General features: G+C 65.8%; 28 protein-coding genes. 7 read left to right on the top strand and 21 right to left on the bottom strand.

The annotated features are described in order from the left end of the window. Positions 1–39 precede the first annotated feature (39 nt). Positions 40–1,218: a GGDEF domain-containing protein gene (locus FAS41_RS06495; protein ID WP_138520785.1), complete on the bottom strand. Its 1,179-nt coding sequence runs from the start codon at positions 1,216–1,218 to the stop codon at positions 40–42. A gap of 258 nt (positions 1,219–1,476) precedes the next feature. Between FAS41_RS06495 and FAS41_RS06490 the strand changes: the two genes are divergently transcribed. Further along, complete coding sequence (locus FAS41_RS06490; protein ID WP_138520784.1) at positions 1,477–2,676, top strand: CaiB/BaiF CoA transferase family protein; 1,200 nt, start codon at positions 1,477–1,479, stop codon at positions 2,674–2,676. A gap of 191 nt (positions 2,677–2,867) precedes the next feature. On the opposite strand, the gene FAS41_RS06485 is transcribed toward FAS41_RS06490, so the two are convergent. Continuing rightward, positions 2,868–3,554, bottom strand: coding sequence for a GntR family transcriptional regulator (locus FAS41_RS06485; RefSeq protein WP_138520783.1), 687 nt, complete (start codon positions 3,552–3,554; stop codon positions 2,868–2,870). Between the two features lie 72 nt (positions 3,555–3,626). Continuing rightward, a complete protein-coding gene (locus FAS41_RS06480) occupies positions 3,627–4,361 on the bottom strand; it encodes an SDR family NAD(P)-dependent oxidoreductase (protein WP_045209895.1) in 735 nt (244 codons plus the stop codon). Positions 4,362–4,669: 308 nt separating this feature from the next. Between FAS41_RS06480 and FAS41_RS06475 the strand changes: the two genes are divergently transcribed. From FAS41_RS06475 to FAS41_RS06465, 3 genes are all read left to right on the top strand, one after another. Continuing rightward, the gene (locus FAS41_RS06475; RefSeq protein WP_138520782.1) at positions 4,670–5,698 is read left to right on the top strand and encodes an ABC transporter substrate-binding protein; all 1,029 of its coding nucleotides are present in this window, start codon (positions 4,670–4,672) and stop codon (positions 5,696–5,698) included. Between the two features lie 130 nt (positions 5,699–5,828). Then, complete coding sequence (locus tag FAS41_RS06470; protein ID WP_138520781.1) at positions 5,829–6,914, top strand: phosphotransferase; 1,086 nt, start codon at positions 5,829–5,831, stop codon at positions 6,912–6,914. Beyond that, positions 6,911–8,233, top strand: coding sequence for an aspartate aminotransferase family protein (locus FAS41_RS06465; RefSeq protein ID WP_138520780.1), 1,323 nt, complete (start codon positions 6,911–6,913; stop codon positions 8,231–8,233). Before FAS41_RS06470 ends, FAS41_RS06465 begins: the two co-directional genes overlap by 4 nt. A 77-nt stretch (positions 8,234–8,310) precedes the next feature. Here FAS41_RS06465 and FAS41_RS06460 read toward each other — a convergent pair whose 3' ends face one another. The 3 genes from FAS41_RS06460 to FAS41_RS06450 form a co-directional block, all read right to left on the bottom strand. After that, positions 8,311–8,772, bottom strand: coding sequence for a sn-glycerol-3-phosphate transporter (locus FAS41_RS06460; RefSeq protein WP_138520779.1), 462 nt, complete (start codon positions 8,770–8,772; stop codon positions 8,311–8,313). A 20-nt stretch (positions 8,773–8,792) separates the two neighbouring features. After that, the gene (locus FAS41_RS06455; RefSeq protein WP_138520778.1) at positions 8,793–9,254 is read right to left on the bottom strand and encodes an outer membrane lipoprotein; all 462 of its coding nucleotides are present in this window, start codon (positions 9,252–9,254) and stop codon (positions 8,793–8,795) included. A 114-nt stretch (positions 9,255–9,368) separates the two neighbouring features. Next, on the bottom strand, positions 9,369–10,298 hold the full coding sequence (locus FAS41_RS06450; RefSeq protein WP_138520777.1) for a LysR family transcriptional regulator: 930 nt from the start codon (positions 10,296–10,298) through the stop codon (positions 9,369–9,371). 96 nt (positions 10,299–10,394) lie between these two features. On the opposite strand from FAS41_RS06450, the gene FAS41_RS06445 reads away from it, so the two are divergent. Next, a complete protein-coding gene (locus FAS41_RS06445) occupies positions 10,395–10,994 on the top strand; it encodes a short chain dehydrogenase (RefSeq protein ID WP_138520776.1) in 600 nt (199 codons plus the stop codon). Positions 10,995–11,219: 225 nt separating this feature from the next. On the opposite strand, the gene FAS41_RS06440 is transcribed toward FAS41_RS06445, so the two are convergent. Then, positions 11,220–11,618 carry a DUF488 domain-containing protein gene (locus FAS41_RS06440; protein WP_138520775.1) on the bottom strand — a complete coding sequence of 133 codons (399 nt, stop codon included), beginning with the start codon at positions 11,616–11,618 and terminating at the stop codon, positions 11,220–11,222. Between the two features lie 76 nt (positions 11,619–11,694). Here FAS41_RS06440 and FAS41_RS06435 point away from each other — a divergent pair, with 76 nt between their 5' ends. Further along, positions 11,695–12,363, top strand: a complete 669-nt coding sequence (locus tag FAS41_RS06435) for a COG3650 family protein (protein WP_138520774.1) — start codon at positions 11,695–11,697, stop codon at positions 12,361–12,363. Positions 12,364–12,379: 16 nt separating this feature from the next. On the opposite strand, the gene FAS41_RS06430 is transcribed toward FAS41_RS06435, so the two are convergent. From FAS41_RS06430 to FAS41_RS06380, 11 genes are all read right to left on the bottom strand, one after another. Continuing rightward, the gene (locus tag FAS41_RS06430; protein WP_138520773.1) at positions 12,380–12,631 is read right to left on the bottom strand and encodes a hypothetical protein; all 252 of its coding nucleotides are present in this window, start codon (positions 12,629–12,631) and stop codon (positions 12,380–12,382) included. 14 nt (positions 12,632–12,645) lie between these two features. Next, positions 12,646–13,335, bottom strand: a complete 690-nt coding sequence (locus tag FAS41_RS06425; RefSeq protein WP_138520772.1) for an aspartate/glutamate racemase family protein — start codon at positions 13,333–13,335, stop codon at positions 12,646–12,648. A 17-nt stretch (positions 13,336–13,352) separates the two neighbouring features. Then, complete coding sequence (locus FAS41_RS06420) at positions 13,353–14,453, bottom strand: PLP-dependent cysteine synthase family protein (RefSeq protein WP_138520771.1); 1,101 nt, start codon at positions 14,451–14,453, stop codon at positions 13,353–13,355. A 38-nt stretch (positions 14,454–14,491) separates the two neighbouring features. Then, positions 14,492–15,397: a DMT family transporter gene (locus tag FAS41_RS06415; protein ID WP_138520770.1), complete on the bottom strand. Its 906-nt coding sequence runs from the start codon at positions 15,395–15,397 to the stop codon at positions 14,492–14,494. A gap of 592 nt (positions 15,398–15,989) precedes the next feature. Beyond that, positions 15,990–16,319, bottom strand: coding sequence for a Na+/H+ antiporter subunit G (locus FAS41_RS06410; protein WP_138520769.1), 330 nt, complete (start codon positions 16,317–16,319; stop codon positions 15,990–15,992). Beyond that, positions 16,316–16,585 (bottom strand): K+/H+ antiporter subunit F, encoded by a 270-nt coding sequence (locus FAS41_RS06405; RefSeq protein ID WP_138520768.1) that lies wholly within the window; start codon positions 16,583–16,585, stop codon positions 16,316–16,318. Before FAS41_RS06405 ends, FAS41_RS06410 begins: the two co-directional genes overlap by 4 nt. Further along, entirely contained in the window at positions 16,570–17,070 is a 501-nt protein-coding gene (locus FAS41_RS06400; RefSeq protein ID WP_138520767.1) for a Na+/H+ antiporter subunit E, read from the bottom strand. Before FAS41_RS06400 ends, FAS41_RS06405 begins: the two co-directional genes overlap by 16 nt. Then, complete coding sequence (locus FAS41_RS06395) at positions 17,067–18,563, bottom strand: monovalent cation/H+ antiporter subunit D (RefSeq protein WP_138520766.1); 1,497 nt, start codon at positions 18,561–18,563, stop codon at positions 17,067–17,069. The genes FAS41_RS06400 and FAS41_RS06395 overlap by 4 nt, the downstream gene beginning before the upstream one ends. Then, positions 18,560–18,901 (bottom strand): Na+/H+ antiporter subunit C, encoded by a 342-nt coding sequence (locus FAS41_RS06390; protein WP_138520765.1) that lies wholly within the window; start codon positions 18,899–18,901, stop codon positions 18,560–18,562. The genes FAS41_RS06395 and FAS41_RS06390 overlap by 4 nt, the downstream gene beginning before the upstream one ends. After that, positions 18,901–21,699, bottom strand: a complete 2,799-nt coding sequence (locus tag FAS41_RS06385) for a monovalent cation/H+ antiporter subunit A (protein WP_138520764.1) — start codon at positions 21,697–21,699, stop codon at positions 18,901–18,903. Before FAS41_RS06385 ends, FAS41_RS06390 begins: the two co-directional genes overlap by 1 nt. Positions 21,700–21,956: 257 nt before the next feature. Further along, positions 21,957–22,421, bottom strand: coding sequence for an outer membrane lipoprotein (locus FAS41_RS06380; RefSeq protein WP_045209875.1), 465 nt, complete (start codon positions 22,419–22,421; stop codon positions 21,957–21,959). A 205-nt stretch (positions 22,422–22,626) separates the two neighbouring features. On the opposite strand from FAS41_RS06380, the gene FAS41_RS06375 reads away from it, so the two are divergent. Then, entirely contained in the window at positions 22,627–22,863 is a 237-nt protein-coding gene (locus FAS41_RS06375) for a hypothetical protein (protein ID WP_138520763.1), read from the top strand. On the opposite strand, the gene FAS41_RS06370 is transcribed toward FAS41_RS06375, so the two are convergent. From FAS41_RS06370 to pdxH, 3 genes are all read right to left on the bottom strand, one after another. Next, a complete protein-coding gene (locus FAS41_RS06370; protein WP_138520762.1) occupies positions 22,848–23,987 on the bottom strand; it encodes a glycerate kinase in 1,140 nt (379 codons plus the stop codon). The two genes, FAS41_RS06375 and FAS41_RS06370, sit on opposite strands and share 16 nt — an antisense overlap. Before the next feature lie 55 nt (positions 23,988–24,042). Continuing rightward, a complete protein-coding gene (locus tag FAS41_RS06365; protein ID WP_138520761.1) occupies positions 24,043–25,398 on the bottom strand; it encodes a GntP family permease in 1,356 nt (451 codons plus the stop codon). Between the two features lie 247 nt (positions 25,399–25,645). After that, positions 25,646–26,293, bottom strand: coding sequence for a pyridoxamine 5'-phosphate oxidase (gene pdxH / locus FAS41_RS06360; protein WP_138520760.1), 648 nt, complete (start codon positions 26,291–26,293; stop codon positions 25,646–25,648). Positions 26,294–26,371 lie beyond the last annotated feature (78 nt).

The raw sequence follows: 26,371 nt of genomic DNA, 5'->3' as shown, positions 1-26,371 counted from the left end.
AAGGCGGCAAGTCTACCGCGAAAGCACCGACGCCGTGGCTTATGTCCGCGGACGTCGGTCGGTTCCCGGCTCCGGTGCGGCGAGCTCGATCCGGTTGCGGCCCTTGGCCTTGGCGGCGTAGAGCGCCTGGTCGGCCAGCGAGAGAAGGCGCAACAGGTCGTGCCCGGCCTCGCGGCTGGTGGCGATGCCGATACTCACGCTCAATTGGCCCTCAGCCATGAATGGCAGCTCGGCGAATTCACGGCGCACCCGCTCCGCCACCTGGCACGCCCCTTCGGTATCGGCACCCACCAGCAGGCAGGCGAACTCTTCCCCACCGATGCGGGCGAACTGATCGTGCTTGCGCATCCGCGAGGCGGTGATGCGGCTGAACTCCACCAGCACGCGGTCGCCCGCCGGATGGCCGAAGGAATCGTTGAGGCGCTTGAAGTTGTCCAGGTCGCAGAGCAGCAGCGAGGCCTGCTCGCCCCGTTCGGCACACAGGCGCAGCAGGCGCTCACCGGTTTCCATGAACGCCCGGCGGTTGCCCACGCCGGTCAGCGGATCGCTCAGGGCGGCGCTGCGGAACTGCAGCTCGGCGCGCTCCTTGACCATCGCCAGGGTCGCGAAGGCGATGCCGATGGCAAACAACATGGTCTCGAAGACCAGGAAGGTGAAGAAGGTCGAGCCCTGGCCGTTGTTGGCCACGCTCTCGAACGGCATGCCACGGTCGACCACTAGGCGCACCGAATAAACGAGGGTATGGAACAGCAACAATGCCAGCGTCGGCTTGAGCTCCACATCGAGTTTCCGGCGGTCCCGCCACAACTCGCTGATAGCTGCGATGCAATAGATGACCGTGATGCCCGTACTGACCGCGATGCGCGCCGCCAGGGATTCATAGAACGGCGGAACCAGGCACAGCAGTGCCCAGAGCGCCGCGCCCGCTCCGATCAATGGCCAATGCGGCTTGCGTCCAGTGAAGACGCGCATGGAAGTCCAGGTCATCGCCGAGGAGAGATGCAGGACCACGTTACCGACCAGGATCGGCAACCAGTCGATGCCCATGCCACGCAGCGTGGCCAGGAAAGTGCCGATAGCGCCCAGCAACAGCGCGACACTCATGAAGCCCAGCGTGTGATCGCGTCGACCGCTGTGCCAGGCGAAAGCCATCAGCACGCCGACCAGGGTCAGCACGTAGAGGTCGACGACTACCAGCGTCGGCAGGTTCAACGTCATGCAGCCCCCTCGCCACCCACCTGCGCGCATTCCTCAGAGAATGCCGTCAGACCATCGGGCTGTGGGAAGGAAGACGAACGCATCACGGTATACCTGCGCGAAACCGAGCGAGCCGAAGTGGGAAACATCTGAATGTGGCTACTCTACGCGCGCTCAAGGCCAGCGCAAAGCACCGTTTCCAGACGCCTGCCCGGCGGCCTGTTCGAAGCGGCGCACAAGCGTTAGAGTCCGGCGATTCCTATCTGATCGGACAGACCGATGAACAGCACCGCCAAACCCCTCGCCGGCCTCAAGGTCATCGAACTCGGCACCCTGATCGCCGGCCCCTTCGCCTCGCGCCTGTGCGCGGAATTCGGCGCCGAAGTCATCAAGGTCGAGTCGCCCGACGGCGGCGATCCACTGCGCAAGTGGCGCAAGCTCTACGAGGGCACCTCGCTGTGGTGGTTCGTGCAGGCGCGCAACAAGCGTTCGCTGACCCTGAACCTCAAGCACGAGGCCGGCCGCGAGGTGCTGAAGAAGCTGCTGGCCGAGGCCGACATCCTGATCGAGAACTTCCGCCCCGGTGTGCTGGAGAAGCTCGGTCTGGGCTGGGAGGTGATCCACGCGCTGAACCCGAAGCTGGTGATGGTGCGCCTCTCCGGCTTCGGCCAGAGCGGCCCGTACAAGGACCAGCCAGGCTTCGGCGCGGTGGGCGAATCCATGGGCGGCCTGCGCTACATCACCGGCTTCGAGGACCGCCCGCCGGTGCGTACCGGCATCTCCATCGGCGACTCCATCGCCGCGCTGTGGGGCGTGATCGGCGCGCTGATGGCGCTACGCCATCGAGAGGTGAATGGCGGCGCCGGGCAGGTGGTGGACGTGGCGCTCTACGAGGCGGTATTCGCCATGATGGAATCCATGGTGCCGGAGTTCGATGTGTTCGGCTTCATCCGCGAACGCACCGGCAACATCATGCCCGGCATCACCCCCTCCTCCGTGCACACCACGGCCGACGGCAAGCACGTGCAGATCGCCGCCAACGGCGACGCGATCTTCCGCCGCTTCATGACCGCCATCGGCCGCCTCGACCTGGCCGAAGACCCGACCCTGGCCAGCAACGATGGCCGCGATGCGCGCCGCGACGAGCTGTACGGCATCATCGACCGCTGGGCGCGCTCCGAATCGCTGGATACCGTGCTGAAGGTACTCAACGAAGCCGAAGTGCCGGCCAGCCGTATCTTCTCCGCCGAGGACATGTTCAGCGACCCGCAATTCCTCGCGCGGGAGATGTTCCTCTCGGCCAAGCTGCCGGACGGCAAACCCTTCCGCATGCCCGGCATCGTGCCCAAGCTGTCCGATACCCCTGGCAGCGCCGAATGGATCGGGCCAAAGCTGGGTGAGCATACGGACGAGGTGCTGAGCGGACTGGGTTACGACGCCGCGGCTATCGCCGCGCTGCGCAAGGACGGTGCGGTCTGAGCGTTCGCTCTTCGTAGGAGCGGAGCTTCTCCGCGAAAATCCGGCGCAGCCGGGACAAGACTTCCGGCCGGGCGGCCGGGTCGCGGATAAGATCCGCTCCTACAAAACCCCGAACTTCGGAGCCAAACCTGTAGGAGCGGGCCATGCCCGCGATCACGGGCGTGGCCCGTTCCTACAGGGAGCGAGCAGGCTCAGCCGGCTTCCTGCTCCGGCTCTTCGGTCTGGGCGATGAACTCCAGCATCTTCTCGCTGCCGTCCAGCAGGTCGGCGTGGATCGCTGCGCGGGCAGCAGTGCCGTTGCGCTCGCGCAGGGCACGCAGGACATCCCAGTGGTGCTCGATGGCCATGCGTTCGTTGAAGTCAGCGTAGGCCTGGGCGATCAGCGGACCGGTGCGCATCCACAGGCTGTCGAGGAAGGCGCGCAGCAGCGGCATCCCGGCGATGTCGGCCAGGGCGAAGTGAAAGGCCTGGTTGAGCTTGAGCGCCAGGACCAGGTCCTCGGCGTGGATCGCGTCGAGGTTCTCGCGGATGTTGGCTTCCAGCTCATCCAGCTGGTCAGCGCGGGCGCGGGCGGCGGCGGTCTCCGCAGCGAGACCTTCGAGCGCCACGCGGATGCTGCGGATTTCCAGGTACTGCTCGCGAGTCAGCAACGGTACGCGGATATCGCGCGGGGTCTTGAGCACCAACGCCTGTTCCTTGGCCAGTTGCAGGATGGCGTCGCGCACCGGGGTGACGCTGGTGCCCAGTTGCTGCGCCAGGTCGCGGATGCGCAGGCGGTCGTCGGGCTTGAAGCGGCCGGTGATCAGCGCCTCGCGCAGCAGCGCGTAGACACCGCTGCCCAGGTAGGAATGATTGAGCCCTTCGATCGGGTAGTTCATGGCTGTCTCATCGCGTGGTGCGGCATTCGGGCGCGCATGATGGTCGCTGATCGCGCCGAATGCCAGCCGGTTTCACACATGCTGCCCGCCGTTGACGTGGATTTCCGCACCATTCACGTAGGACGCGCCGCTGGTGCAGAGGAAGTGGATCAGCGAGGCGACTTCCTCCGGCTTGCCCAGGCGGTGCATGGGAATGTCGCGCTCGACGATCAGCTCGGTACCCGAGGACAGGATGGCCGTATCGATCTCCCCCGGCGCGATGGCGTTGACACGCACACCGTGCGGGCCGAAGTCGTGGGCCATCTCGCGGGTCAGCGCCGCCAGCGCGGCTTTCGAGCAGGCGTAGGCGGCACCGGCGAACGGATGCACGCGGGAGCCGGCGATGGAGGTGACGTTGATCACCGAGCCCTTGGCCGCCTTCAGCTCGTCGAACAGCCCGCGCGCCAGCAATGCGGTGGAGAACAGGTTGACGTTGAACACCTTGAGCCAGGTGCCGTAGTCGCTGCCCAGCACGCCTAGACGCTCGCCTTCCGGGCCCTTGGGCGATATGCCGGCGTTGTTCACCAAAGCATGCAGGCTGCCGCCGAGCTTCTCGCGGATCATCGGCAGGCTGGCCTGCACGCTGTCGATGTCCTCCAGGTCCAGGTGGATGTGGTTGATCAGCCCTTCGGCCCAGGGGCATTCGGCGCTCCAGTCCTGGCGCGAGGCAGTGAAAACACGCCAGCCGGCGGCGTTGAAGTGCTTCACCGTAGCGTGGCCGATGCCGCGGCTGGCACCGGTGAGAAGCAAGGTACGGGTCTGGTTCATAGATGCATTCCCTTTATTGAGTGCGCGCTGTTCGTTTGCGTCCGTGGACCAATGGCGCCAATAAAAACATGATGCATCATGTTTTGGAAGGTGTTTTAATCGGCTCAGCTTGGTCCTACAACGAGCTATCCGAACAACAACAAGAAACGGAGCACCTTCCCATGATCGACCACACCCGTTCCGCCCGTTCCTCTCCCTGATGTCCGAGGGCGTATCAGCCGGCCTTCCAGCTTGGTCCGGCGCAGCGCCCCACTCTTGAAGCTGCCCTCTTATTCATGGGCCGGATTGGCCCGCTCAGGAGTCATCGCATGTTCAAGAAAGCCATAGCACTGATGATGTTGGCCGGCGCCGCCGCCCAGGCCCAGGCTGAAACACTCACCGTGGTGTCCTTCGGTGGAGACAACAAGGTGGCCCAGGAAAAGGCCTTCTACAAACCCTTCGAGCAGCAGGCCAAGGTCACCGTCCAGGGCGCCGAGTACAACGGCGAGATGGCCAAGATCAAGGTCATGGCCGACACCGGCAAGACCAGCTGGGACGTGGTCGAGGTGGAGTCCCCGGAACTGATGCGCGGTTGCAGCGAAGGCCTGTTCGAACAGCTCGACTGGTCCAAGCTCGGCAAGCAAGCCGACTTCCTCGACGCCGCCGTGAGCGATTGCGGTGTAGGCATCTTCATCTGGTCCACGGTGCTTACCTACGACGCCAAGAAGCTCGCCAGCGCCCCCACCGGCTGGGCCGACTTCTGGGACGTGAAGAAGTATCCGGGTAAGCGCGGCCTGCGCCGTGGCGCCAAGTTCACCCTGGAATTCGCCCTGGAAGCCGACGGCGTGAAACAGGCCGACCTGTACAAGGTGCTCGGCACCAAGGAAGGCGTGGATCGTGCGTTCAAGAAGCTCGACGAGATCAAGCCCTACATCCAGTGGTGGGAAGCCGGCGCACAACCGCTGCAATGGCTGGCCGCCGGTGACGTGGTGATGACTTCGGCCTACAACGGCCGCGTCGCCACCGCCCAGAAGGAAGGCCGCGACTTCGCCATCCAGTGGAACGGCAGCATCTACGACCTGGACCACTGGGCCATCGTCAAGGGCAGTCCGAAGAAGGAGCTGGCCGAGCAGTTCATCGCCCTGGCCAACAAGCCCGAACACCAGAAGGTCTTCGCCGAGAACATCCCCTACGGCCCGACCAACAAGAACACCATTCCGCTGATCGACGCCGCCATCGCGCCGAAACTCCCCACCGCGCCGCAGAACCTGGAGAACGCGCGCGCCATGGACACCGAGTTCTGGATCGACCACGGCGAGGAACTGGAGACACGCTTCAACGCCTGGGCGAGCAAGTAACCCCCAGCGCCGCCGTCCGGCCCCGCGCCGGACGGCGGCAACGTCCGGACACCGCACCACCGAAGTTCCACTGAACCTGTTGCACCCGCTGAACCTGCTGGACCCGCTGAACCTTGCTGGAGATGTACCCGTGCCCCTCAATACCGCTCCCGTCCACGACCACCTGCTGGAAGCGGCCCCCGCCCAGGTGAACGACGCCCAGGCCGCTGCCATCGCCGAGCAATACTTCGGCCAGCGCGGCACCCTGCATCGCCTCGCCGGCGAACGCGACCTGAACTTCCACATCGCCCACGGCCATGGCGACGACCGCCTGCTGAAACTTTCGCACCCGCTGGAAGACCCGCAGGTCGTGGACTTCCAGACCCGCGCCCTGCTCCGCGTCGAGGCACAAGACCCGGCCCTGGCGGTCCAGCGCGTCTACCCTTCGCTCAACGGCGAGCACCAGATTCCCATCACCGTCGATGGTCAGCCGATGATTGCCCGGCTGTTCTCCTTCGTCGACGGCGTCCCGCTGCACCGGGTCCCGCAACGCAGTCGCGCCCTGCGCGAGAACCTGGGCGACGACCTGGCCCGCCTGGGCCTGGCGCTCAAGGGCTTCGAGCACCCGGCCACCGCCGGCCATGAACTGCTCTGGGACCTCAAGCACGCCTCACGCCTGCGCAACCTGCTGATCTACATCCAGGATCAAGAGCAACGTGCTTTGGTCGAACGCTTCCTGGACAACTTCGAGCGCCACGCCCTACCCCGCCAGGCCACGTTGCGCGCCCAGGTCATCCACAACGACCTGAACCCGCACAACGTCATCGTCGATGCGCGGCATCCGGACCAGGTGCGCAACATCCTCGACTTCGGCGACATGGTTCACGCGCCGCTGATCAACGACCTCGGCGTCGCCGCCGCCTACCAGGTGGGCGAACCGGACGCGCCGCTGGCCACCGCCTGCGAGATGATCGCCGCCTACCACCGCCGCTGCCCGCTGCTGGCCGAGGAACAGGAAATCCTTGCCGACCTGATCGCCACCCGCCTGATCATGACCCTGAGCATCACCGCCTGGCGCGCCAGCCTGCACCCCGAGAACCGCGACTACATCCTGCGCAACACCCGCCACGCCTGGCAGAGCCTGCTGGGCCTGGCCGGCCTGAGCCGGGAACAGGCGCAGGAGCAGATCATTGCGGCCTGCCAAGCCACCAGGAAAGAAGAGGAGCCCCGCCCATGACCATGCCCAACGGATTCAGCGCCGCCGACGCCGAGCGCCTGAGCGAACAGGAGCGCCGCCTGATCGAGCGCCGCGCGCGCCTGCTCGGCCCGGCCTATCGCCTGTTCTACGAGCGCCCGCTGCACACCGTGCGCGGCGAAGGCGTGTGGCTCTACGACAACCAGGGCAACCGCTACCTCGACGCCTACAACAACGTCGCCTCCATCGGCCATTGCCACCCGCGCGTGGTACAGGCCATCGCCAACCAGGCGGCGGTGCTGAACACCCACACCCGCTACCTGCAGGAAGGCATCCTCGACTACGCCGAAGACCTGCTCGCCACCTTCCCCACCGGCCTCGACCAGGTGATGTTCACCTGCACCGGCAGCGAGGCGAACGACCTCGCCCTGCGCATCGCCCGCCAGTACACCGGCGGCACCGGGGTGATCATCACCCGCTTCGCCTACCACGGCGTCACCGGCACCATTTCCGAGCTGTCGCCGTCCCTGGGTTCCGGCATCACTCTTCCCGCCCATGCACGCACCGTGCGTGCGCCGGATGCCTATCGGCTGGGCGCGGAGAATGTCGGCAAGTTGTTCGCCGACGACGTGCGTGCCGCCATTGCCGACCTGCGCGCCCACGGCATCAAGCCCGCCGCGCTGCTGCTTGACGGCATCTTCGCCAGTGACGGCGTGCTGGCAGGCCCGCCCGGCTTCCTCGCCGAAGCGGTGAAGGTCGCCCAGGACGAAGGCCTGCTCTACATCGCCGACGAAGTACAAAGCGGCTTCGCCCGCACCGGCGATGCCATGTGGGGCTTCCAGCGCCACGGCGTGCAGCCGGACCTGGTCACCCTCGGCAAGCCCATGGGCAACGGCCAGCCCATCGCCGGCGTGGTGGTTCGCCCGGAAATCCTTGAGAGCTTTGGCCGGGAGGTGCGCTACTTCAACACCTTCGGCGGCAACCCGGTTTCCTGCGCGGCGGCCCAGGCGGTGCTCGACGTGATACGCGACGAGCAGTTGCAGGAACGCTCCCAGCGCATCGGCGCCTTCCTCGCCGACGGCATCCGCCAGTTGGCCGAGCGCCATGAGCTGATTGGAGACGTGCGCGGCGCGGGGCTGTTCCTCGGTGTAGAACTCGTCACCGACCGTGCGTCGAAAGCACCTGCCGCCAACCAGACCCGCCAGGTGGTCAACGGCATGCGCGAACGTGGCGTGCTGATCAGCGCGGCAGGGCCGCTGGAGAATATCCTGAAGATTCGCCCGTTGCTGGCCTTCGAGCAGGAACATGCCGAGCTGTTCATCGATTGCCTGGACAAGACGCTGAAGGACGTTACTGCCTGACACTTTCCTCTTTCAGAAACGACGCGGGCCGCGATGAACATTCATCGCGGCCCGTTTCATTTCGACTGACAGAAAGATCAGAAGCGCACACCGACGTTGACCATCGCCGCCGAGCCCCCCAGCACCACGAATTCAGCACCGACCGGCCCCAGATGCGCCCCGACCGAAGGAATGATCGCCGGGGCCACGCCGAAGCGGTTCAGCGGAATCTTGTCGCGATAATCGCCGCGATAGCCCTGCAGCGCGCCGCCGGTGACCTTGGCGTAGAACGGCGTGCCGTCCCAGTCGAAGCGCTTGCCGGCGTAGACGTAGTTGGAGCGCTGGCTGAAGGAGTTCTTGAAGGTCGCGCCGCCCCAGACGATGCCATCGGCGCGGTTACGCTCGAGGCCGATCAGTTCCTGGTGGTTGTTGTGCTCCGGATCGTTGGTCCAGTGGGTGGTGTAGACGCTGGTCTGCAAGTACCAGAATCCCCCGTCGTCATCGGCCATGGCGGTGCCATAGCCGACGGTCAGCAACAGAGCGATCAACAGGCGGCGCATGGTGGGATCTCCGCGTCAGCTCAAAGGGTCACGCGGCTGGCGCCGTTGACGGACATGATGCGAACGCGATCACCGACCCGGAACTGCTGGGAATCCACCGCCTGGACATAGGCGCGGGTGCCGCCGTCATCCTCGCGGACCACAATTTCGACGCCCTGGGTGCGGGTGATGCCCTCTTCCACCGCCGAGCCTGCCGCGCCGCCAGCGACGCCGCCAAGAATGGTGGTAATGGCCTTGCCGCGGCCGCCGCCGATGGAGTTGCCGGCGATGCCGCCGATGGCCGTACCGGCCAGGGTGCCGATGGGCGTCTTGGTGCCTTCGATCTGCACCGGGCGCAGCGATTCGATGGTGCCCATGCGCACGTTCTGCACGGAGCGAGCGTCGGCACGGGAGTAGGAAGAGCCCGACAGGTTGGAAGCGCAGCCGCTCAGCAGAGCGGCGCTGGCAAACAGGGCAGTCAGAATCAGCGTGGGACGGTTCATGATGTTGACCTCGGAAGGCTCTCAAAAGTGATGGTGAAAGCCTAACGATCGGTCCCTGAACTCCCCCTGAACCCTCTCTGAACCAACGCTGAACGAAGCTGAACGAACTTTCTTTCAGCCTTCCAGGGCAACCAGCTGCATCCGACTGCGCTCGAACCAGCGCAGCAGATAGTCCGCCAGCAGCTGCGTACGACGCGGCAGGCGGCTCTGGTACGGATGGATGAGGAACACCGGCTGGGTCCGGGTCTGGTAGTCGCGCAGCAGCCAGACCAGGCTGCCTTCAGCCAATTCCCGCTGAATCATGTAGGACGGCAACCGGCTGATCCCTGCCCCGGCCAGCGCTGCCTTCTTCAGCAAGGTGTAGTGGTTGCTCGCCAGCAGGCCATTCACCGTCACGCGGAACAGTTCGTGGTGCCGCTGATAGAGCCAGACGTCGCTGTCCTGGTAGTGAGTGTTCTGCAGGCAGGAATGTCCGGCCAGCTCCGCGGGAACCTGCGGCACGCCGTGCTCGGCGAGATAGGCCGGTGTCGCGCAGGTCAGTTCCTGAAGGGCGAACAGCGGCCGCGCCACCAGGCGCTCGTCCACTGCCAGGCTGCCGGAGCGGATGGCGAGGTCGAAGCCGTCGGCCATCAGATCCCGGCGCTCGTTGGACAGGTCCAGCTCCAGGCGGATATCCGGGTACTGGCGGGAAAACTCCATCAGCCAGGCATCGAAGAAGGTCTCGCCCAGGGACACCGGCACGCTCAGCCGCACCTTGCCCTGCGCCTCCTCCTGCAAAGCCAGCACCGCCTGCCGCGCCCTTGCGGCCTGGGCGTTAAGCGCCTGGGCCTCGGGCAACAGCGCAGCGCCTGCGGCGGTCAGCGACAGACGCCGCGTCGTACGGTGCAGCAGCGTCGCCCCCAAAGCACGCTCCAACGCGGAAATTCGCTTGGACAGTTGCCCCTTGCTGCAGCCGAGCCTCTCTGCGGCACGGGTGAAGCTGCCGCACTCCAGCAGCACGGCGAAGGCGGAAAGGTCTTCCAGGTCGCTGGTTATTGTTTCCATATGAAAACCAAAGGTTATCGATTAGCTGGATTATCACAACAGGAAGCCACTCTAGACTGAATTCACCTTCAGCCATACCCCTCAGTGGAGAGCCTCATGAAAATCATCCTGATCGGCGCCAGCGGCACCCTCGGCCAGGCGGTCGCCAATGAACTGGGCCAGCGCCACGACATCATCCGCGTCGGCCGCAGCAGCGGCGACTATCGCGTGGACATCACCGACAGCACCTCGATCCGCAAGCTGTTCGAGCAGGTCGGCGGTTTCGACGCGTTGATCAGTACCGCTGGCAAGGTGCATTTCGGTGCACTCTCGGAAATGGGCGAGGCGGAAATGGCAGTCGGTCTGAAGGACAAGCTGATGGGCCAGGTCAACCTGGTGCTGATCGGCAGCCAGTACGCCAATGATGGCGCCTCCTTCACCCTGACCACCGGCATCCTCAGCGAACAGCCCATCGTCCTGGGCAGCTCGGCCAGCCTGGTCAACGGTGCAGTGGAAGGCTTTGTGCGCAGCGCCGCCCTGGAACTCCCGCGCGGCCAGCGGATCAACGCGGTGAGCCCGAACGTGCTGGTGGAATCGATGGAAGGCTACGCGCCGTTCTTCCGCGGCTTCAAGCCGGTGCCGGCCGCCAATGCCGCGCTGGGCTTCGCCCGCAGCGTGGAAGGCAAGCAGAGCGGGCAGGTGTACAAGATCTGGTGACCGCCTCGCATGCTGTGTGCTTGGAGGCTTTGCGCAGGATGGTGTGGAGCGAAGCGATACCCGTCAATGAACCGGCAGACATCGCCGATGGGTATCGCAAGCTCCACCCATCCTACGGTCCTGATGCTTCTGCCTCAGTCGTTGGCCCTGGTTCGCGAGCAAGCTCGCTCCTACAGAAAAGCCTTCGCCGGGAACTGTAGGAGCGAGCTTGCTCGCGAACAGCCCCTATTCGGCCTTGCCGGCGTAGCACACCGGAGAACTCCCCTCACCCTGCTTCTCCAACTCGTCCTCAAGGAACTCCGCCAGTACCTGGGCGTTGTTGTGCTCCTCGTCCTTGGCCGCATAGAGCAGCGTCAACGTGCCCTTGCGCGCCAGGTCCAGCAGGCCCATCCAGTGCTCCGGGTGGGCATTCAGCTCGCCGTGGTAGGCCTTGCGGAAGTCCTCGAACAGGCTTGGGTCGTGGTGGAAACGCTGGCGCAGCTCGTTGGACGGAGACGCCTCCTTGGCCCACAGCTCCATGTGCAGGTCCTCCTTGCGAACTCCCCGTGGCCACAAGCGGTCGACCAGCACCCGCTGGCCATCTTCCTGCGTCGCCGGTTCATAGGCGCGCTTGCAACGAATCATCCGAAATCCTCCTCGTCAGCTTGAGGTAGCCGGCTTCGCTGGGTAACGTGGGCGCACTTTCGAGGGAGCCCGTTCCATGCGATCCAGCCGTTTCATTCTGTTCAGCCTGCTGCCCCTGTTCGCCGCCTGCCAGGTGTGGACGCCGAACAAGACCGATCTTAACGCCTCCACCCGCCTGCAGGGCGAACTGACTCGTCAGGACGGCAAGCTGGTGTTCCGCAGTTGCACCGAGCAGCGCCGCTTCAGCATCGAGGACACCGGCAACACCGGCCTGCCCCGCGACGCGCTGGAGATGTTCAACGACGGCGCCGCCTCGCTGTACGCCGACCTGCGCGGCAGCTTCAGCGGCAGCAGCACCCAGGGCACCGACGGCAAGCTGGAAGTGGCCAAGGTGTATCGCCTGCAGAACGAAGGCTCCGGCTGCGATGACCCGAACTTCAAGCGTGCGGTGGTCCGCGCCCACGGCAACGAGCCGGGCTGGAGCGTGCTGGTGAACAGCCAGGGCATGCTGATCGAGCAACCGGGCAAGGAATCGCTGGCGCTGCCCTACATCGCAGAGGGAGTGCCAGACGGCAGCACCAGTTACTCCAGCGAGGCCAACGGCGAGAAGGTCGAACTGTGGGTCGCCCCGGCACGCTGCCAGGACAGCATGAGCGGCGCGCTGAGCAACCTCTCCGCCGAGCTGCGCCTGGATAACAAGGTCATGCGCGGGTGCGCCTATCCGGGCGGTTCCAGCGGCGACTGATCGCCATCGGCGGGGCTCAGACCAGCAGCCCCGCCGCCATCAGCCGCGCCTTCAGCACGGCGAATTCCCCGTCGTATTCCCAGTACGCCAGCCGGCCATCGCTGGCCGTTACCAGCACGTACTTCTCGCTGATCGACTGGATGCGCTCGAGGCGCACCAGCTTCTCGACGAAGTCCGGGTCCGAGACCTGCTCGATCACCTCGCGGTTCTGCTCGTCATAGCCGTGCATGATGAACGCGGCACGTACCTTCAGGCTGATGAAGCTCATGCTGTTCGTCCTCGTCAAAGGGCGGCGTCGGCCGCATGCAGGGCGTGGAGCGCCGTGGTGTCGAACAGCGGCACCGAGGCATCCGCCGGGCCGACCAGCAGGGAAATCTCCGTGCAACCGAGGATCACCGCCTCGGCGCCCTGCTCCACCAGCGCGGCGATGATGCGCCGGTACTCCTCCCGCGACGCATCGCGAATCTGACCCAGGCACAGCTCTTCATAGATGATCCGGTGCACGACCTGGCGATCGGCCTCGCTCGGCGTCAGGACCTTCAGTCCGAACTTGTCCACCAGGCGATCCTTGTAGAACGCCTGCTCCATGGTGAAGCGCGTGCCCAGCAGGCCGACCGTGGAAACGCCGGCCGCGCGGATCGCCTCGGCGGTCGGGTCGGCGATGTGCAGCAGCGGGATGTCCACCGCCGCCTCGATGGCCGGCGCCACCTTGTGCATGGTGTTGGTACAGAGCACGAGGAAGTCCGCGCCCGCCGCCTTCAGCGAGCGAGCCGCGTCCGCCAGCACACGGCCAGCGGCGTCCCAGTCGCCGGCATGCTGCAGGCGCTCGATGTCGTGGAAGTCCACGCTGTACAGCGCGACCCTCGCCGAGTGCAGGCCGCCCAGGCGTTCCTTGATGCGTTCGTTGATCTGCCGGTAGTAGGGAATGGTCGATTCCCAGCTCATGCCGCCGATCAGGCCGATGGTTTTCATGCTTCCCTCCCTGGGGATCAGTCCAGTCCGATACAGGGCAGATCGCCGGGCAGCGCCGCGCCGTGCTCGGCGCACTGGCGCACGGCCTCGATCAGCGGATCGAGGTCGAAGCCCTGGGAAATCAGCCACAGCGGGTTGTAGTAGGTGGTCTCGTAGCGCTCGCCGCTGTCGCAGAGAATCGCCACCACTGAGCCGCTCTCGCGCCGCGCCACCATCTGCCGCGCGACCAGCAGCGCGCCGATCAGGTTGGTGCCGCTGGAGCCGCCAACATGCCGGCCCAGACGCTGGGCCAGGTAATGCATGGCCGCCAGCGACAGGTCGTCCGGCACCTTGCAGCAGGCATCGAGCACGTTGGGCAGGAAGGAAGCTTCCACGCGGGGGCGGCCAATGCCTTCGATGCGCGAGCCGTAGCTCAGGGTCAGGTCGCGGTCACCAGTTTTATAAGAGTCGAAGAACACCGAGCGCTCGGCGTCGGCGCAGAGCACGCGGGTGTCATGTCGGCGGTAGCGGGCGAAGCGCCCCAGGGTCGCCAGGGTGCCGCCGGTACCGGGGCTGGAAACCAGCCAGGCCGGTTCGGGGAAACGTTCGTGGCGCATCTGCTGGAAGATCGACTCGGCGATATTGTTGTTAGCCCGCCAGTCGGTGGCGCGCTCGGCATAGGTGAACTGATCCATGAAGTGGCCGCCGGTTTCCTTCGCCAGGCGCTCGGACTCGGCGTAGATCTGCGTCGGGTCGTCGACCAGATGCGCCTGGCCGCCGTAGAAGGCGATCTGCGCGATCTTCTCCTTCGAGGTACTGGCCGGCACCACGGCAATGAACGGCACGCCGAGCAGCCGCGCGAAGTACGCCTCGGAGATCGCCGTCGAGCCGCTGGACGCCTCGATCACCGGTGCGCCCGGCTTCAGCCAGCCGTTGCACAGCGCGTAGAGGAACAGCGAGCGCGCCAGTCGGTGCTTGAGGCTGCCGGTGGGGTGGCTCGACTCGTCCTTGAAATACAGGTCCACGCCCGGCAGGCCGGGCATGTCCAGGGGGATCAGGTGGGTATCGGCGCTGCGCTGGAAATCCGCTTCGATGATGCGGATCGCCTCACGGGTCCAGTTGCGTTCCTGGGTGGCCATCGTGTCGTTCTCCTGGCAGGGCAAGCGGTTCAATGGGTTCAGTCCAGCACACCGGCAGGCGATGTGGGCGGCGCGCTGCGCCACTGGCTGAGGGCGACACCGGCAAACACCAGGCCGGCGGCCAGCGCCTGCTGGCCGCTGAGCACCTCGCCCAGCAGCAAGGCGGCAAAGATCAGGGTGAACACCGGGATCAGGTTGATGAAACCGGTCGCCTGGCTCGCCGGCAGGCGGCTCACGCCGAAGTTGTACAGGCCGTAGGCGCCGACGGTGACCACGCTGCCCAGGTAGACCAGGGCGAACCAGCCGGTCGGGCCGGGCGCTGCCGGCAATCCGGAGGTTGCCAGCGCCAGCGGCAGGAAGAACAGCGAGCCGATGAACGCCTGCATGGCGGTCAGGATGAAGGGCGAATAGCGCGCCGACAGGTGCTTGAGCAGCAGGGTGTAGCCGGTGGCACAGAGCATCGCCAGCAGTTCGTAGAAGTTGCCCAACAGCGGGTTGGGCGCGTGGCGGTCCGGCTCGCTGGCCAGCGTCAGCCAGAGCGAGCCGAGCACCGCCAGGGCGAAGCCCAGCCAGGTATTGCGGGCGATCTTCTCCTGCAGCAGGAAGAAGGCGCCGACCGCCACCAGCAGGGGCAGCAGTGCGGTGATCATGCCGGCCTGCGCGGCGCTGGTCTGTTGCAATGCCAGGGACTCGAAGATGAAGTACAGGCAGGGCTCGCAGGCGGCCAGCGCCAGCAGCCACTTCCAGTCGCCGGGGCGGTAGTCGATGCGCCCGCGCCAGCGCCACGCGGCGAGGAAGATCAGGCTGCCCAGCGCCATCCGGGCGAAGATCACCCACATGGCCGGCATTTCCTGGAAGGCGAACTTCAGTGCGATGAAGGAACTGCCCCAGAGCGCCATGGCCAGCACCAGGCACGCGAGGGCGAACGGCCGGGATTGCTGCACGGGACGCTCCAGTCAAAAGGTCCCCGGAGTATAGGAGGCGGGCGGATCAGACCGACAGGTACAGAACGGAGGGGAAACTGTATGGGCCGAATTCGAACTGTAGGAGCGAGCTTGCTCGCGAACAAACTCACCGACGGCTCCGGCGCTAGGGCGGTTCGCGAGCAAGCTCGCTCCTACGAAGAGCCCCCGCTGCCGATCCAGCTCTAGCTCTAGCTCTGGTTCTAATTCTGGCGCTGGCGCTGGCTCTGAAGGCTTCCAGAGAAATATCCGCACGCGCCAAGTGCCCCGTTCAGGAGGCCTCGTTGAAGCGGAGTTTCAGGGGTTGAGCGACATGGATGTCGCGAGAGCGTCGATGGGCCAGGGATGGCCCTTCGACGCGTGCCCCTGAAACTTCGCTTCAACGAGGGAATTTTTCGCCTAAGCGAAAAACCGGATGTCCGGGGCAAGACCTTTTGGTTCCTTTTGGGAGGGCGGCTATCCGACGTTTGCCAAAAGGGACTCGCCCGAGGGGGCGAAACAAGAAGCTGACGCGCACGCCGAAGCGACGCCGAGCACCTAATCCGCAAGCATCGCAGGCAAGGTCTGTTCGAAATCACTCCCAGGGCTTGCCCTGGGTCCCACGCTCCACCGGCACGCGCTGCTGCATCGCCGCCTTGGCCAGCAGGTGCGCGCTGACTGGCGCGGTGATGAAGAGGAACACGGTGATCAGTACCTCGTGCAGGCTGACGCCCTCGCCGCGCGTGCTGAAGTAAAGCAGCGAGGCCAGTACCACCCCGCCCACGCCCAGGGTCGATGCCTTGGTGGGTGCGTGCAGGCGCGTGTAGAAGTCCGGCAGGCGGTACAGGCCGATGGCGCCGAGCAGGGCGAACAGGCTGCCGGCCAGCAACAGCAGGCAGACCAGCGCTTCGATCAGAACACTCATTCGATGATGTCTCCGCGCAGCAGGAACTTGCACAGGGCCACGGTGCTGACGAAGCCCATTACCGCGATCAGTAGCGCCGCCTCGAAGTACAGGCCACTGCCCTTCCAGATGCCGAACAACACGATCAGCGCGATGGCTTCCACGGACAGGGTGTCCAGCGCGAGGATGCGGTCCGCCACCGAGGGCCCGCGAATCAGCCGCGCCACGGTGAGCAGCACGGCGATACCCAGCAGCGCCAGGCAGATTGGGATCACGATGCCGAGCATGCGAACACCTCCTTCAGCGGCGCCTCGTAGCGCGCCTTGATGTCCGCCACCAGCGCCTGTGGGTCCGGTACGTCGATGCCATGGACCAGCAGCGTGCGACGGTCGGCGGACAGGTCGGCGGAACAGGTGCCCGGGGTCAGGGTGATAACGCTGGCGAGGATGCTGATGGCCAGGTCATCGGTCAGCTCCAGGGGAATCTCGACGAAGCCCGGCTGCAGGTTTGCCTTCGGCCCGAGCACCAGCTTTGCCACCTGCAGGTTGGCAACCACGATGTCGTAGAGCACCAGGCCGATGAAACGCAGCAGCAGGCCCGGCCGCTGGATGCGCGGCGCGGCCAGCAGCAGGTTGCGGCACAGCAGCGGGATCGTCAGGCCAAGGAACCCACCGAGCAGCCAGTGACCAAGGGAGAAATCGTTGACCAGCAACAGCCAGCTCAGCAGCAGCACGCCGCTGAGCAACGGGTGCGGAAAGATGCGCCGAATCATGCGCCACCTCCCAGCAGGATCGCCTGGCGGTAGAGCCCGGCGTCCAGCAACTGCACCGCCGTGGCCTGTGCATAAGTGATCAGCGGCCGCGCAGCGATCACCATCAGCGGCGCGCTGGCCAGCAGACCGAAGCTCGCCAGCATCTTCACCGGTTCGCGATTGGCGCTACCCAGCACGCTCAGTCCGGTGCGCCAGAACAGCGTGCTGCCAGCACGGCTCAGCGCGACGATGGTGACCAGACCACTGACCAGCACCACACTCCATAGCGCGATGGCTTCGCTGCCACCACTCACCGAACGCAGCAGCATCAGCTTGCCAAGGAATCCCGACAGCGGCGGCAAGCCGGCGACCGCGATGGCGCCAAAGAAGAACGCACCACCCAGCAGATGCGGTTGCAGCAGCGCCGGGCCTTGTACCAGTCGGCCGCCCTTGTCGCCACGCTGGCGGGCAATGAGGTCGGCCAGCAGGAACAGGCCACCGGCTACCCAGATGCTGTGCAGCAGGTAGTAGAGCGCGGCGGACAGCGCTTCCGGCGTTCCCAGGGCGATGGCCGCCAGCAGCGTGCCGGCGGAGACAACGACCAGGTAAGACAGCAGGCCTTGCAGCGTGGTCGCCGCCAGCGCGCCCAGCGCCCCGGCGACGATCCCGGCCAGCGCCAGCGGCCACAGCCAGGCTTGTGCCAGGTTCGCCAGCTCGCCGGCCTGCTCGCCGAAGATCAGCGTGTAGACCCGCAGGATCGAATAGATGCCCACCTTGGTCATGATCGAAAACAGCGCCGCCACCGGCGCGCTGGCCTCGGCATAGGCTTTGGGCAGCCAGAAGTACAGCGGCAGCAGCGCTGCCTTCAGACCGAACACCACCAGCAGCAACAGTGCCGCCGCACGCACCAGCGGCGCCTGCTCGGCGCTCAGCTGGGCCACGCGTTCGGCCATGTGCGCCATGTTCAGGGTGCCAGTGATGCCGTAGAGCGTACCCACCGCAATCAGGAAGAATGCCGAGCCGACGAGATTGAGCACCACGTAATGCACCCCCGCGCGCACCCGCCCGGCCCCGCCGCCATGCAGCAGCAGCGCGTAGGAGGCGATCAGCAGGATCTCGAAGAACACGAAGAGGTTGAACAGGTCTCCGGTGAGAAACGCACCGTTGAGGCCGAGCAACTGGAACTGGAACAGCGCGTGGAAGCGCTTGCCGCGCTGATCATCCCCACGCACCGCGTAGATCAGCGACAGGCTGGCGAGCAGCGCGGTGGCAGCAATCATCAGCGCACTGAGGCGATCCAGCACCAGGATGATGCCGAACGGCGGCTGCCAGTTACCCAGCGCGTAGAACTGCACCACGCCGCTATCGGCCTGTTGCAGCAGCACCGCGGAAAGCGGCAGCAGCGCCAGCGTGGCGAGCAGCGACAGGCCGCGTTGCAGGCGCTCGCCCACCAGCAGCAAGGCGCAACCGGCAAACAGCGGCAGCAGGACGGGCAGTATCAGCCAGTGGTTCATCGGCTCTGCTCTCCTTCGTGGCCATCGCCACCATCCACATGATCGCCGCCGGTATCCGCCAGCCCGCGCAGGGCCAGCACGATGACGAAGGCGGTCATGGCGAAGCCGATGACGATGGCGGTCAGTACCAGCGCCTGGGGAATCGGGTCGCCAGCGTTGGCGACCTTGCCGATCACTGCCGGGTCACCGGCTAGCCGCCCCATGGCGAAGAGGAAAAGGTTGACCGCGTAGGACAGCAAGGTCAGCCCCAGCACGACCGGGAAGGAACGCGCGCGCAACAGCAGGTAGACGCCGCTGGCGGTCAGCAGACCGAGGGCGATGGCGAACAGCGCTTCCATCAGTGCGCCTCCTTGGACAGCAGCGGGTCCGGTGGTGCGGTGACCGAGCCAAGGCCTGACAGGATCAGCAGCGTCGCACCGACCACGGTGAAGTAGACGCCCAGGTCGAAGAGCATGGCGGTGGCCAGTTCGATCTCACCCACCAGCGGAATGTGGAAGTGACCAAACGCCGAGGTGAGGAACGGGAAGCCGAAGAACCAGGCGCCCAACCCGGTCAGCCCGGCAATCAGCACGCCGAGGCCGGCCAGCCGGCTGTAGTCCAGCGGCAGGCGAGTGCTCACCCAGCGGCTGCCGCAGGCGATGTACTGGAGGATCAGCGCCACCGCGGTGATCAGCCCGGCGATGAAGCCGCCACCCGGCAGGTTGTGTCCGCGCAGGAAGATGAAGACCGAGACCAGCAACGCCAGCGGCAACAGCAGCCGCGACAGGGCAGCAAGGATCGGCGGGAAGCGATCCTTCGCCCAGGCGTGGCCCTCGTCATCCTGCTCGCGGCGCAGCAGGCGCAGGCCGTCAAGCAGCGCGAAGATGCCAACCGCGGCGATCGCCAGCACGGTGATCTCGCCGAGGGTATCGAAGCCCCGGAAGTCCACCAGGATCACGTTCACCACGTTGTGTCCTCCGCCGCCGGAAACGCTGTTCTCCAGGTAGTAGCCAGCGATGCTGTCGTAGGGACGCGTGAGCACGGCGTAGGCCAGCAGTGTGACCATCAGGCCAGCGCCGATGGCGATGATGAAATCGCGCAGGCGGCGCAGGCTGCTGGAAGTCTTCGGCGTACGTGCCGGCAGGTAGTACAGCGCCAGCATCAGCAGGACCATGGTCACCACCTCCACCGACAGCTGGGTCAGCGCCAGGTCCGGCGCGGCGAAGCGGGCGAAGGCCAGCGCCACCAGCAGGCCGGCGATACTGAGAATGACCAGCGCGGTCAGGCGCTGGCGGTGGAACCAGACGGTGAGCGGCCCGGCGATGGCCAGCAGGACCAGGCCCAGGGCGGTGATGCCATCCAGCGGCGTCTGCGCACGGTTGCCTTCGATACCCGGCAGCGGCGCGAGGCCGGCGAACACCACGACCACGGCGGCCAGCACCAGCAGCATCGAATAGCGCTGCAGCGAGCCGTTCTCCAGGTAGCCGGTGACCCGCGCGGCAAAGCGCACCACCCGCTGCACCTGTTGCTCGAACACCAGCTTGGCGTCTATTGCCGGCAGCCCGGCGTACCAGTCGAACAGAGGCTTGCGCAGCACGTAGAGCAGTACGCCGCCGACGGTGGCAACGAAGCTCATGAGCAGCGGAGCGTTGAAGCCGTGCCAGATCGCCAGGCTGTACTCGGGCAGCGCGCCGTTCAGGCTCGACGCGGCGGCGCCGGCCAGCAGCGGGCCGACGATGATCCCCGGCATGACGCCGACCAGCAGGCAGATCAGCACGAGGATTTCCACCGGCACCTTCATATAGCGCGGCGGCTCGTGGGGGTGCGGGTTGGGCAGGTTGATCGGCTCGCCATTGAAGAATACGTCGTGGATGAAGCGCACCGAGTAGCTCACCGAGAACAGCGCGCCCACGGTCGCCAGCGCCGGGATCAGCCAGTTGAAGCTGCCCATCATGTTCTGCGCCAGGGTCTCGCCGAAGAACATTTCCTTGCTGAGGAAGCCGTTGAGCAGCGGCACGCCGGCCATGGACGCCGACGCCACCATCGCCAGCACGGCGGTGTGCGGCATGTATTTCCACATGCCGTTGATGCGGCGCATGTCGCGGCTGCCGGTCTCGTGGTCGATGATCCCCGCAGCCATGAACAACGAGGCCTTGAAGGTGGCGTGGTTGATGATGTGGAAGATCGCCGCGACGTTGGCCATGGGCGAATCCAGGCCGAACAGCAGGGTGATCAGGCCCAGGTGACTGATGGTGGAATACGCCAGCAGGCCCTTGAGATCGTTCTGGAACAGCGCCATGAAGGCGCCCATCAGCAGGGTCGCCAGACCGGTCAGGCTGACCAGGTAGAACCACAGGTCGTTGCCCGACAGCAGCGGGTACAGGCGGGCCAGCAGGAACACGCCGGCCTTCACCATGGTCGCCGAGTGCAGGTAGGCCGACACCGGCGTCGGCGCCGCCATGGCATGGGGCAGCCAGAAGTGGAACGGGAACTGCGCGGACTTGGTGAACACGCCCAGCAGCACCAGGCACAGCGCCAGCGGGAATAGCGGGCTGGCCTGCAGCACCTCGCGGGCGCCGAGCACGGTGGAGAGTTCGAAGCTGCCAACCACATGGCCGATCAGCAGGATGCCGGCCAGCAGCGCCAGGCCGCCACCACCGGTGACCGCCAGGGACATGCGCGCGCCCTTGCGCGCGTCCGAGCGATGGCCCCAGAAGCCGATCAGCAGGAACGACGACAGGCTGGTCAGCTCCCAGAACACCAGCATCAGTAGCAGGTTTTCGCTCAGTACCACGCCGAGCATGGCGCCCATGAACAGCAGCAGGTAGGCGAAGAAGCGCCCGGCGGGCTCCCTCTCGGACAGGTAATAGCGGGCGTAGAGGATCACCAGCAGGCCGATGCCGAGGATCAGCAGGGCGAACAGAAAGCCCAGGCCATCCAGGCGCAGGCTGAGGTTCAGACCCAGTTCCGGCAACCACTCCAGGCGTTGCACCTGGGGATCGGAGCCCAATACCGAGCGCTGGCTTATCAGCAGGATCAGGCCCAGCAGCGGCACCAGCCCGGTGGCGGCGGCGCAGGCAGTACGGCCGAAGCGCTCGGCCAGCAGCGGCAGCAATACCCCGAAGAAAGGCAGCGCGATGATCAGCGCCAACGTCATGACCCACTCCTTATCACCGCCGGGCGGCGTCCAGACAAACAACACCGCGCACAGGCGGCCGGCTTGCAACGGCGACGATTATCCATATCTATCGATTACACGTCATGGATTGAAGTATTACGAAAATACAGGTGTGAGCCGCGTCCGCATTGAGCTGCGCCGGATTTCCGATCCCTCAAACGATAGCGCGCGACAGTCGATTCGACTGTCGCGCGCTGGGTTTCGCGGGCTGCCACGGGCGGGCAGCCAATGGCCGGTCAGTGGGCGACGCGGCTGGTACCGTTGACGGTCAGGATGCGCACACGCTCGCCGACGCGGAACACGGCACCTTCGTCGACCTGCTGGACGTAGGCGCGGGTGCTGCCGTCGTCTTCGCGGACGGTGATTTCCACGCCCTGGGTGCGGGTCAGGCCTTCTTCGGTTGCCGCACCGAGCAGGCCGCCGGCCACGGCGCCGATGATGGCGGTGACATAGCTGCCCTTGCCGCCACCGATGGCGCTGCCACCGATACCGCCAACGGCGGCGCCGGCAACGGAGCCGATGGGGGTCTTGGTGCCTTCGATCTTCACCGGGCGCAGGGCCTGGATGGTACCCATGCGAACGTTCTGTACGGTACGTGCTTCTTCACGGGTGTAGGTATCGCCGGTCAGGCTGGACTGGCAACCACCGAGGGTCATGGCCAGGGCAGCGAAAGTCACGGCGATCAGGGCAGTTTTACGCATTAGGGAACCTCCGAGTAGGGCTACGGCTATTAGACTCCGACGGCAGCCCGCCTGTCACGCCAGGTCATGAAACAGCTGATCTCGATTCAGCTTTCGTACAGTTTGTGCCATATCCGCCAAAAACGCCTGCCGTGGCTCAGTTTTTCCTGTCGGGGGATAGGTTAGGCTGGCGCCCGCAGCAGAAGCGCCCCACACGGATACCCACATGGACTACTTCATCATCATCGTCACCACGGCCGCCGGCCTGTACTTCCACTGGTGGATCTACTGGCGCATCCGTCGCTGGATGGACCGCGACCTGGCGCTGTCACTGGCCGGCGATGATCCGCAGAAACGTATCTATCTGTTGCAGCGCCTGGCCGACGCCAAGCGCGAGAAAGTGAAGCGCCGCGACCTGCCCGACTGGCTGCAGCGCGCCGCCGACGATTACCGCGCGGCCTGAGCCAGCGACCAGAAGCGCGCCAACGCCTCGGCGCGGTTTTCCAGCTCCTGCGCCGCCCGTGCGCAGGCATCGGCCAGGGTGATGGGCCCCGGCGCCAGGCTGAACGCCGCTTCGATCCCCACTTCACGCAATTCGGCCAGCCCTTCGCCGACGCTGCCCGCCAGGGCTATCACCGGTACGCCCGCGCGACGGGCGACATGGGCCACGCCCACCGGCGTCTTGCCGTGCAGGCTCTGGCCATCCAGCCGCCCTTCCCCGGTGATGACCAGCGATGCGCCGGCCAGCGCCGGCTCCAGCTCGGACAGCTCGGCGATCAGCTCGATGCCCGGACGGAAGCGCGCCTTCAGGAAAGCCCGGCAGGCGAAGCCCAGGCCACCCGCCGCACCGACGCCGGGGAACAGGCTGTGATCCTGCCCTAGGGCCAGCGCCGCGACCTCGGCGAAACGCTTGAGCGCAGTATCCAGCTGCTGCACCTGTGCCGGGGTCGCGCCCTTCTGCGGGCCGAAGACAGCCGAAGCGCCATGGGGACCGCAAAGGGGGTTGTTCACATCGGCGGCCACTTCGACCTCGACTTCGCCCAGTCGCGGGTCGAGGTTCGACAGGTCGATGCGCTCCAGTTCCGCGAGCCGTGCGCCGCCGGCGCCCAACTCCTGGCCCTGGCCATCGAGGAAACTCACCCCCAGCGCCTGCAGCAGACCCAGGCCGCCGTCATTGGTGGCGCTGCCGCCCAGGCCGATGATGATTTTCTTCGCTCCCGCATCCAGCGCTTCGCGGATCAGCTCTCCGGTACCTCGACTGGTGGTGCGGGTGGCATCGCGCTGACCTTCCGGCACCCAGTGCAAACCACTGGCGGCAGCCATCTCGATTACCGCCGTAGCGTCTTCCAGCCAGCCCCAATGGGCCTTCACCGGCTGCTCCAGTGGGCCGCAGACCGCCAGTTCACGACGCACGCCCGGCCGCGCAGCCAGCACCGCATCCACCGTGCCCTCGCCACCGTCGGCCATCGGCCGCAGCACCAGTTCATCCTGCGCCCGGGCGCGGGTCCAGCCAGCGGCGATGGCCTGGGCGACCTCCGGGGCCGACAGGCTTTCCTTGAACGAATCAGGAGCAATCACGACTTTCATCGAACGACCTCGCTATCCACGGCATCGAGCAGATCCTGCAGCATCGGCCCAACCCTCACAACAGCACCAGGCTCAAAAGCCAAACCGTCAGCATCCCGGCAATGCCCTGCACCAGGGTCGCGGCGGTCTGCGCGCGATAGGCCGTGGCAACGTTCATCCGGCTGAAACGGGTGACCACCCAGAAGAAGCTGTCATTGGCATGGGACACGGTCATGCTGCCGGCGCCGATGGCCATGACCACCAGGACGCGCCCCATTTCACTGTCCAGGCCGAGCTCGGCCAGCAGCGGCGCCACCAGCGCCGAGGTGGTGACCAGCGCCACGGTGGTCGAGCCCTGGGCGGTCTTCAGCGCGGCGGCCACGATGAAGGGCATGAATAGCCCGATGCCCAGGCTGGATAGCGTGGTGCCCAGGTAATCGCCCAGCGGGGTGACCTTCAGCATCGCCCCGAAAGCGCCACCGGCGCCGGTAATCAGCAGGATCGGCGCGGCGGACTGCAGCCCTTCGGATACCCGTTCCTGAAAGTCTTCACGGCGGCTGCCGGGCTTGAGCAGCAGGCACGACAACACCAGCCCCACCGCCAGGGCCACCACCGGCTGGCCGAGGAAGCTCAGGCTGGCGAACACTGCCCCTTCGCCCAGCGGCTTGCTGGGGAACACAGCCACCGAGCCGAGGCAGATCAGCAGGATGGGCACCAGGATCGGTGCGAACGCCTTGCCGGCGCTGGGCAGTTCGCCGTAGCGCGCACGCAGCTCGGCGAACTCCACTTCCTCTGCTTCCTGCCCGTCGCTTTCCAGCGGCACGTCGCGGTTGACGAAGCGGTTGGCCCACCACATGCCGGCCATGGCGGTGACGAAGGCCACCAGCAGACCGACCGCGATCACCAGCCCGAGACTGGACTCCAGGCCGAGGTTCCCCGCTGCGGCAATCGGTCCCGGCGTCGGCGGCACGAAGGTATGGGTGGCATACAGCCCGGTCGCCAGGGCGACGCTCATGGCAATGCTGGAAATGCGCATGCGCGTGGCCAGGGCATTCTTCAGCGAGTTGAGGATGACGAACCCCGAGTCGCAGAACACCGGGATGGACACCAGGTAGCCGATGATCGACATGGTCAGGGTCGGGAAGCGTTCGCCCAATAGCCGGATCACGCACTCCGCCATGCTGATGGCGGCACCGCTGCGTTCGAGGATCACCCCGATGATGGTGCCCAGCACGATCACGATACCGATGTAGCCCAGGATCGCACCGAAACCGCTGGTGATGGTCTTGACGATCTCCAGGCTCGGCACCTGGTAGGCGAAGCCGGCAATGAACGCCGCCGCCAGCAGGGCGAGGAAGGGATGCAGCTTCAGTCGCGTGGTGGCAAGGACGATGAAGGCGATCAACGCCAGAAGAATCAGAACCAGTCCCATGTCGAACCTCTCGGGTGAGCCTGTTGCGCGCCCTGGCGCGGGGCCAGGTGCCACTGTCGATCCGGAACACGACCGGATCGCCGGGGGTTGCCGCAAGCACGTGCTCATCCGAGCGTCTGGGAGATGGCATTCCATGCCGAGGTTCTGCCGGAACGTACCCGCCGCAGCGAGGCCGTTGGCTATAGGAAGGGGCCCCGCTGAACGGGTGCCTGGAAACCGGGCGGCACAAGCGGCCGCCCAATGTCATTCAGGGGGCGAGGCGCTCGCGTACCCAGACGCCATTTTCGAAGCGGAAATTGAGGCGATCATGCAGGCGGCTCGGGCGACCCTGCCAGAACTCGACCCGGCTAGGCAGCAGACGGAAGCCACCCCAGAAATCCGGGCAAGTGGGCGCCGTATCGGCGAAACGTTGTTCGGTCTCGGCCAGCAACTGTTCCAGTTCCCCTCGGCCATCGATGACCCGGCTCTGCGGCGAAGCCCAGGCACCCAGGCGGCTGCCCAGCGGGCGCACGCGGTAGTAGGCGGCGGACTCCTCAACGGAGACTTTCTCGACTCGCCCCTCGATGCGCACCTGGCGCTCCAGCGCCGGCCAGAAGAAGGTCATGGCCGCACGCGGGTTTTCCCCGAGCTGCTGGCCCTTGGCGCTTTCGTAGTTGCTGAAGAAGGTGAAGCCGCGCTCGTCCAGGCCCTTGAGCAGGAGCACACGGCAGTGCGGCTGGCCGTCGGCGTCCGCGGTGGCGAGCATCATCGCGTTGGGTTCGACCGGCAGTTGCTCGGTCTTCACCGCGTCCTCGAACCACTGGTTGAACAGGCTGAACGGTTCGGCGGGGGCCTGGGTCTCGGTCAGTCCGTCACGGGTGTATTCGCGGCGCATATCGGCCAGGGTCTGGGCCATCGGAAATCTCCTGCAGAAGAAGTTCCTAAGCTTATCCAGAGTTGCGCCTTCGCGCTTGATCCACGACAAGCGTCATTC

It is taken from the genome of Pseudomonas nicosulfuronedens, from assembly GCF_005877905.1.
Classification (GTDB): domain Bacteria; phylum Pseudomonadota; class Gammaproteobacteria; order Pseudomonadales; family Pseudomonadaceae; genus Pseudomonas; species Pseudomonas nicosulfuronedens.
The sequence above is the reverse complement of the archived record's forward strand: the minus strand, read 5'-3'. Positions and strand labels throughout refer to the sequence as shown.